Source organism: Brotomerdimonas butyrica (assembly GCF_025567305.1).
Taxonomy (GTDB): domain Bacteria; phylum Bacillota; class Clostridia; order Peptostreptococcales; family Anaerovoracaceae; genus Lentihominibacter; species Lentihominibacter butyricus.
Window position 1 is genome coordinate 64,296 of record NZ_JAOQJP010000013.1, and the last position, 8,662, is coordinate 72,957.

Consider the following 8,662-nt stretch of genomic DNA (forward strand, 5'->3'; position numbering starts at 1 on the left):
CAGGAAGGAGATAAACATGGATTCAGAAATATTAGTGACGCTGTACGATCAGCTTTACGCGCTGTCTGACGACGAGGGCTTCGAGCTGAACCACATCGGATGGAACAGCTCTTTTGACGGCAGCGCATATACTACAGAACAGATGTCCGAGTGGAGAGACGAGACGGCGGACAACGTCAGACTGTTCGATCACGGCAGGATACTGGAAGTGGCGTGCGGCACGGGAATGATATATTTCCCGCTGTCAGAGGACGCGGACTTCTATTACGGAGTCGATCTTTCTGCCGAGGGCATAAAATTCATAGAAAACCATCTTTCGGAAAAGCAGAAGGCGATGAGCAGATTCGGGGTGATGGAGGCGAAGGACGTAGATTCCATAGAATACGATGATTTCGACATCGGCTTCATAAACTCCGCGACTCAGTACATGGGACCTGCGGAGATGTTCGCGGATTATGTGAACAGGCTGATAAGCAGAGTGAGACACGGCGGAAAGGTATACCTCGGAGACATCAAGTCAGCAGCGCTGCAGGAGATGTTCTACAGGACGATAGAGCTGTGGGGCGGACCGGTGGACGACCTCGGGGAAAAGATAAAGACGAGAGAGAAGAAAGACTTCGAGTTTTACATCCCGAAAAAGTTCTTTGAAGATCTGGCTGCAGCGAATCCGAGGATAAAGCACATCGAATTCATGATGAAAAAGGGAAAAGCCGAAACGGAGATGAACCTTTACAGATACGGCGTGATGATATTCCTGGACGAATACGAAGCACCTGAGTACAGGAAGCTTGAGATGAGCAGCGGTGATCTTGCAGATTTCGCGAAGCTGCTCGAGGAGAACAGCGATGCCGACTGCCTCGAGATAACAGGATTCACGAGCAGGCTGCACGGAGAGCTGAAGGAAAGGCTCTTTGGAGAAAAGTGCCCTGAAGAAGCAGTCTTCATCAAAGACGTGTGCGGCATGGCTGAGGAGCGCGGATACAGGACAGTGGCGTCTCCGGCAGAGAACGAATGCTGTGAGCGTTTCAGCATCAGAGCATGGAGGTAGCGCGATGGAGATCAGCACACCATATATCAGCTGCTGCCGCGGCATCACGGAGGACGGATACAAGCTCGTGTGCATACCTCACGCCGGAGGCAGCGCGAGTGCGTTTTCCAGATGGCAGAAAAGTGCGGGAGAGGATCTCGAGATCTTGCCCGTGCAGCTGCCGGGCAGGGAGGAACGCATCTGCGAGGATCTGATGACTGATTTTCCGAAAGCCGTGAGAGAGATAGCCGATGCGGTCGAGCCATATCTGAAAGACGGCAGGTTCTCGCTGTTCGGGCACAGTCTGGGCGGCACGCTGGCATTCGAGCTGTCCAAGGAGCTGGAGCGGAGAGGGCGGCACGCGCAGACTGTATTCATCGCTTCGACGGACATCGAGGCCGACAGAGTCATAGTCAGATCGGAGGATCTGGACGACGATGCGTTTTTCGCACGCGTCAGGGACTACGGAGCGATAGATGAAAACAGCGAGATACTGCAGTATCCCGAGTTCATGGAGATATTTTTCAAGATGCTCAGGGCGGATTTCACGCTGAGCGAGAACTACGAATACGACGGCATCAGGACGGGCGCTGCGATCGCGGCGCTGTGCGGCACGGAGGATCCCATGGAGACGATAGAAAGCATGCATTCGTGGGAAAACTGCACCGAGTCGGGAGCCTGCTTCAGAGAGTTCGAAGGCGGGCATTTTTTCATAGAAGACAATATAGATGAAGTTATCGGATATATCAGAGAGCATATATCCCTTTGACATAGAAAGGGTTGGTTATGAACGAAAAGTTGATCGAGTGGAACGATACGGATATTGAGATCGGGTACAAGGGCAGTCTCGATGTGCTGCTGCATGAGCGTTTCACGGAAAACGCAGAGTGCGTGGCGGCGAAGGATCAGAGCGGAGTGTTCACATATGCGCAGCTCGAGGCTGCGTCCAACGCGGTGAGCGATATCGTGAGAGCCGCAGAGGACCAGAACGTGTGCGTCCTGGTCGGAAACAGGGCGGAGCGTCTGGCATACGTGACAGGAATAATAAAGGCGGGCAGGACTTACGTGCCGCTGGGTATGAACACTCCGGTGAAGAGAAACATGGAGATCGTATCCAATGTAAAGCCGGGCTTCATACTCACCGATGAGGAGAACAGAGCTGACGCGGAGCTGATCGCATCGAAGTGCGGTGTGCCGGCAGACAAGGTGCTCATACGGACGATGAGCGAGCTGGAAAAGGCAGACTGCGGCTTTACACCGTCAGGAAGAACTGATGACAGCATCGCCTACATCATACACACGTCCGGCTCGAACGGAAAGCCGAAAGGCGTACTTTCACCCGATCTGGGACTGCGAAATCTGTGCTGGTGCTGCAGACTGTACTTTGACATAACTCCGGATGACAGCACGTGCGCCGTGCACAACTGCAGCTTCGATGCTTCGATCATAGATATGTTCCCGTTCATGATGGCAGGCGCGAAGATACATTTCATCCCGGACGAGATGAAGGCGGACATCTTTACGTTGAACGGATACATGATCGAAAACGGCATAACCATACAGGAGCTGCCGACTACGCTGTATCATCATTTCATCGATCTTGAGAACCCCGTGCTGCACACGCTGATCGCAGGCGGGGAGAAGATGCTCAAATACAGAAAGAAATCATATCAGATATTCAATGCGTACGGCCCGAGCGAGGCGTCCGTGTATTCGACGATCATAAAGCTCGACGGCGAGTACGACGACATACCGATCGGAAGGCCGATATACAACACGAAGGTGCTGATCCTCAGGGAAGACGGCACGATCGCGGACATCGGCGAGGAAGGCGAGATCTGCGTGACGGGCGTGCATCTGGCGAAGGGATATCTCAACGAGCCGGAGCAGCAGGCGAAGGCGTTCGTTCCGTCAGTGCTCGATCCGGACAAGATCATGTACAAGACGGGAGACGTCGGCATGTGGACAGAGGAAGGTTATATCCTGTGCTCGGGAAGAAAGGATTTTCAGATCAAGCACAGAGGCTTCAGGATAGAGCTTGACGAGATAAGGCATCATCTGATGGAAATGCCGGAGATCGCGGACTGCGCGGTGCTTTACCACAAGAGGGAGACCGGCGGATACATCGCATGCTTTTACGTACCGGCGGACGGCGGAGAGATAGGCAGAGAACGCCTGAGATCGTACAGCCTGGAGTTCCTGCCTGAGTACATGGTGCCGGGCAAGTGGCTGTGTGTCAGCGAGATACCGGTGACTGCGAACCATAAGATCGACAGGAGAGCGCTGGAGGTCATGCTCGACAAGGAAAGAAGCAGCGCGCCGGCAGGTGCAGGGGCTGGTGAGAACGTCACGGCAGGAGCCGCAGGCGGCGAAGCGGGCGGTGCCGCTGGCGCCGGAAACGGTGGGAACAGCGGAAGCACTGCGGGCAGCATCGAAAGCAAAGTCAGGAGCATCTGGGCGGAAGTGCTTGATGTGGATCCCGATTTCGGAACTGACGAGACGTTCAACGGGCTCGGCGGTCATTCGATAATGAGCCTTGTGATGCTAAAGAAGATAAAAGAAGAATTCGGAGTGAACATCTCGTTCATAGACTTCCAGAAGAAGAACAGCTTCGGTGATCTGCTTGCGATGATAAGAGCAGAAGCGGGACCGGCTGCACAGGCGGCAGGAAACGGCAGAGAAGCAGGAGGTGCCGGCGGTGCAGGAAACGGTGGAAATGCTGCGGGCAGCATCGAAAGCAAAGTCAGGAGCATCTGGGCGGAAGTGCTCGACGTGGATCCTGATTTCGGAGCTGACGAGACATTCAACGAGCTCGGCGGCCACTCGATAATGAGCCTTGTGATGCTGAAGAAGATAAAAGAAGAATTCGGAGTGAACATCTCGTTCATAGACTTCCAGAAGAAGAACAGCTTCGGCGACCTGCTCGCGATGATAAGAGCAGAAGTGGAGCCGGCGGAGACGTGCAGCTTTGCAAGCGACAGAGAGCACAGATTCGACGACTTCCCGCTCACAGGCATGCAGCAGGCATATTACTTCGGACGTATGGACAACATGCACCTCGGTACGACGCCTACGCACCTTTACATAGAAGTAGACATCAAGGACTTCGACAAGGCGAAATTCGTGAGAGTCCTCAACAGGATCACAGAAGCCCACGATGCGCTCAGACTCAGAGTTTCCGACGAGGGAACACAGAGGATCGTGCCGCAGCAGATCATAACGGAAGACATGATAACGTTCGCAGACGCTTCACAGCTCGACGAAGAAGGAAAGCAGCGCACGATCGTGGCTGCGAGAAAAGTGATAAACAGCATAGATATAGATTACACGGACAGCCCGCTGGCGAGAGTCACGGTGGTGCTGACCGGAGACGACAGCGCCAGAGTCGGACTGTACCTCGACGGCTTCGTGGCAGACGGCTGGAGCCAGGACATACTGCTCCGCGATTTCGACGCGCTGTGGAAAGACGAAACGCAGCAGCTTGCGGAGGAGAAGTACCTGTTCAGAGACTACGTCAACTTCGTGAACAGTCTCAAGACGGGCGAGGCTTATGAAAAGGCCAGGGATTTCTGGATGGAAAGGCTGCCGGAGCTTCCGGGAGTGCCGGAGCTTCCGCTGAAAAAGGCGGCAGACGACATCTGCGATCCGTCCATAAAGAACCTCGACAGATACATGGGGATGGACGAGTGGAACGCTTTCGAGAAGAAGTGCAAAGTGCACGGTATCACGACGTCGAACGCTATGATGACGGTGTTCGGCAGGGTGCTCGCGAGATGGAGCAGACAGAACCGATTCGTGATAAACATCCCGATGATAAAGAGATTCTTCGAACAGGCGGATTTTGAGGACACATTCGGCATCTGCACGGACTTCATCATATTCGACATGAAGTACGACCGCACGCTCGGATTCGGGCAGGAGGCGCACAGGAACCAGGAACACATGGAGCAGTTGATCGGCAACAGCCTGTTCAGCGGCATGGATGTGATCCGCGAGATGTCGAAGCAGAGAGGGACGCTGGGCAACGCTACACCTGTGGTGTTCACGAGCCTTGTGGACGTGCCGGAGCACAGCTACGAATACGTGAAAAAGGTATTTTTCCAGACTCATACGAGTCAGGTGTGGATAGACGCCATCGTGCTGAAAAGCGGCGGCAGGATCCAGTTCAGCTGGGACTATGTGGCTGATCTTTTCGAGGATCACACTGTGAACGCCATGATAGACACGCTCGTATCCGAGATACGCAGGCTGGCGCTCCACGATGACGCGTGGGATAACACGGCGATCGAGCCTGTCAGCGCTTTCCCTGTCGATCTGGATTCGGCTGCAGGACCTGTGACGGAAGTGGAGTACAGACCGCTGGCGGAGATGCTGCTCGACAGCTTTGCTGCACACGGGGAAAATGTCGCAGTGATATCGTGCGGCAGAGAATACACTTATAACGAGCTGCTCGGCAGATCGTACGAGATCGCGGCGAAGCTGCAGGAGTTCGGCCTCAGACAGGGCGGCAGAGCGGTGATCCTGATGGACAAGTGCTTCGATCAGGTCGCATCCGTGATAGGAACGGTGCTCTGCGGAGCGGCATACGTGCCTCTCGATACACAGAACACGTCGTCGAGGATCGCGTACTGCTTCGAGCAGACTGAGGCGGCTGCGATACTGACTGACCACCAGATGCTTGCGACATATCCTGAGATAAAGGATACGTGTATCGTAGTGGATACCGGCGAAATGACGCCGGGTGAAGTGCCGGGCAAAAATGGATTCGTGAGACCTGAATACAGCCTGGACGACCTTTACGGGATCATTTACACATCAGGCTCGACGGGTATGCCGAAAGGCGTTATGCTCCATCAGGCGGGACTGATAAACTGTATGGCTTTCACCAGGAAACTGCTGCATCTGACAGAGACTGACAGGATGATATCGCTCACGAACCTGTGCCACGATATGTCGATATACGATATATTCGGCATACTGGCGGAGGGCGCTGCTGTCGTGCTGCCTGACAAGGACAAGACGAAGGATCCGGACAACTGGCTCAAAATAACCAGAGATCACAAGGTGACGCTCTGGAACTCAGTGCCGGCTATCACTGAAATGATGCTGACGGCGGCGGACTATTCCGGCGATGCCGACATAACATCGCTCAGAGTGATACTGATGGGCGGCGAAAAGCTGAAAAAGAGCATACCAACGAGACTCAGGAAACTGAATCCGGAGATAGAGATATACAATGTAGGCGGACCTACCGAGGCGACGATCTGGTCGATATACCACAAATATCAGGAGGAAGACCAGAAGCGAGACAGGATCCCGCAGGGCAGAGGCGTGGATAACGTGAAATACTTTGTGATGAACGACGATCTGCAGCTTTGCCCGTGCGACGTGCAGGGACTGATGTACACGGAGGGCATCAATGTCAGTCGTGGATACCTGAAGGAAGAGGAAAAGACGAAGCAGGTGTTCATAACGAACCCGTACACGGGAAATCTGATGTACAATACGGGCGATCTCGGCAAATACCTTCCGAACGGTGAGATAGATATCCTCGGCAGGAACGACGATCAGATCAAGATAAACGGCAAGCGTATCGAACTCGGCGAGATAGAGACATGCTGTCTGCGCGTCGATAAGGTGAGCTCGGCTGTCGCGGTGTATTCCGAGGAGGCCGGCATGATCGCGCTGTTCTACGCGGCAGGCGAGGGCTTTGACGAGAAAGCGCTCAGAGAAGAGCTGGAAAAGCAGCTGCCTGAATACATGCTGCCTGCAGTTTACACGCGGGTGAGCGAGATGCCGGTGACATCGAACGGCAAGATCGACAGGAAAAAGCTGGCTTCGCAGATCGACACCGAGGCGCTGATGGCAGAAAAGGCGACATCTGACAGACCGCTGAACCGCATCGAATCGGCGCTGATGGAGATATACAGAGACAACCTGAACCGTTCGGATATCACAGCCGGCGACAATTTCTTCAGAGCCGGCGGAGATTCGCTCAAGGCGATAAAGCTGCTCCACGAGATCACCGAGAAAGTCGATCCGAACGTGCAGCTCACCGATATATTCAGGTTCCCGACCGTGGAAAAGCTCGCGGAGCATATAGGCGAGGGTGCGGAAGTCATCGTCGAGGCGAGACACAATGAGATCAGCGACAGGATGGATCTTTCACTGATCCAGAAGGGCATGTGGTTCCAGGCAAAGGCTGCGCAGATGCAGCATTCGTCGGAGATATTCATGCTGGCGGGAAGCTTCACGATCGACAGCGGCAGCTTCGATCACAGGCGCATGGAAACTGCGGTGAACAGGCTGATAAGCAGCAATCCGGAGCTCAGGACGAGGATCTTCGAGGAAAACTACGAGCCGTATCTGAGATATGAAGAACCGTTTGAGTACGAGGTACAGCATGTGAAAACGGATGCGGGTATTGATGATGTCAGGGCAGAGCTCGAGGAAACGGTGAGAAAAGAGGCGTACAGCTTCGACAGCTTCCCGCTGTTCTCATTCCGCTCGGCGGAGACTGCCGACGGAAAGGCTGTAGTCGCGTTCGGCATACATCACATAATTTCCGACGCGCATTCGGTGAAGCTGCTGCTCGACGAGCTCGAGGGCTATTATACGGAAAGCGGCAGCGCGGCTGGAATGCCGGGAGAGTCGGGAGTGCCGGGCAAAGGCGCTGCAGCTGATGCGGCTGATGTGCCGGATGCGCCGGAAATGTCCGGAACGGATGAAGCGGTGGCGCGTGAAGGCAGGATGCTGTACAATGATTATACGGTATGGCAGGAGGAAAGCCTTGCGGCAGGTTCGTTCAGCGATGATTTCGAATTCTGGAAAAAAGAGCTCGACAGGCTGACTCCGCACAGATTCACGGAAGCTTCAGGCGAATGGGGTGACTACCGGGGCGCATCGGTGGATACCGGCATCGACCGCAAAGTGATGCAGCAGCTTGAGCGCATGTGTGCCGAAAGCTCGTCCACGATCTATGACGGTATCGCAGCAGCGGTGAACGTGCTGATGAAATACTACTTCGAGGATCGCCACACTGCGGTCGGACTCGGATATGCGGGAAGGAACCTGGCTGCATTCGAAAATACGATAGGCTGCTTCGCGGTGAGCTCGATGGAGTGCACGCATACCGACAGCAGTATGAAATTTGCCGAGCTGGTTTACCAGACCGGACAGAATATAAAGGAAAGTCTCGCGCATTCGTCGCTGCCGTTCAACGTGTATGCGGAGAAGGCAGGCAAAGGCATGGACTATTCGCTGATGCCGTACAATATCATGATAAACGATATCAGCGGGGGCAACAGCGCATCGGCTGATGTGGAAAATGTTGCAGATGGCTGCGGATGTGATGCGGGCGCGAGCTGCAAAGCGCAGGCAGGCAGCGTGTTCGAGGACTTCAGGTATTCGGATGCAGTCGTTCCGGCAGATATCATGGTGGCGCTGGAACCGGGCAAGACGATCAGCATCAGATACAGGAAAAATATGTTCGAACAGGCCGAGATCGATGTGATAAGATCTGATTTCAGGACTGTGATAGAGGCAGCTGCGGCGGAAAGTGATATCACAGTCGCAGAGCTGGAGCGCCGCCTTGATAATATGTAGGTATCGGTGCAGTGGGTATGTGCAATTTCG

At 54.4% G+C, this 8,662-nt stretch carries 3 protein-coding genes; all 3 read left to right on the forward strand.

From position 1 onward, the window contains the following. The first annotated feature begins 16 nt into the window (after positions 1-16). Genes OCV59_RS09965 through OCV59_RS09975 form a run of 3 tightly spaced genes read left to right on the forward strand, consistent with a single transcriptional unit; the run spans position 17 to position 8,632 of the window. On the forward strand, positions 17-1,048 hold the full coding sequence (locus OCV59_RS09965) for a class I SAM-dependent methyltransferase (RefSeq protein WP_147594329.1): 1,032 nt from the start codon (positions 17-19) through the stop codon (positions 1,046-1,048). Positions 1,049-1,052: 4 nt separating this feature from the next. Next, positions 1,053-1,796, forward strand: a complete 744-nt coding sequence (locus tag OCV59_RS09970) for a thioesterase II family protein (protein ID WP_147594330.1) — start codon at positions 1,053-1,055, stop codon at positions 1,794-1,796. A gap of 17 nt (positions 1,797-1,813) precedes the next feature. Beyond that, the gene (locus OCV59_RS09975; protein ID WP_147594331.1) at positions 1,814-8,632 is read left to right on the forward strand and encodes a non-ribosomal peptide synthetase; all 6,819 of its coding nucleotides are present in this window, start codon (positions 1,814-1,816) and stop codon (positions 8,630-8,632) included. The last annotated feature ends 30 nt before the right edge of the window (positions 8,633-8,662 follow it).

Coding starts and splice junctions, on each gene's coding strand:
- OCV59_RS09975 (WP_147594331.1), top strand. CDS start 1,814: ATGAACGAAAAGTTGATCGAGTGGAACGATACGGATATTGAGATCGGG.
- OCV59_RS09965 (WP_147594329.1), top strand. CDS start 17: ATGGATTCAGAAATATTAGTGACGCTGTACGATCAGCTTTACGCGCTG.
- OCV59_RS09970 (WP_147594330.1), top strand. CDS start 1,053: ATGGAGATCAGCACACCATATATCAGCTGCTGCCGCGGCATCACGGAG.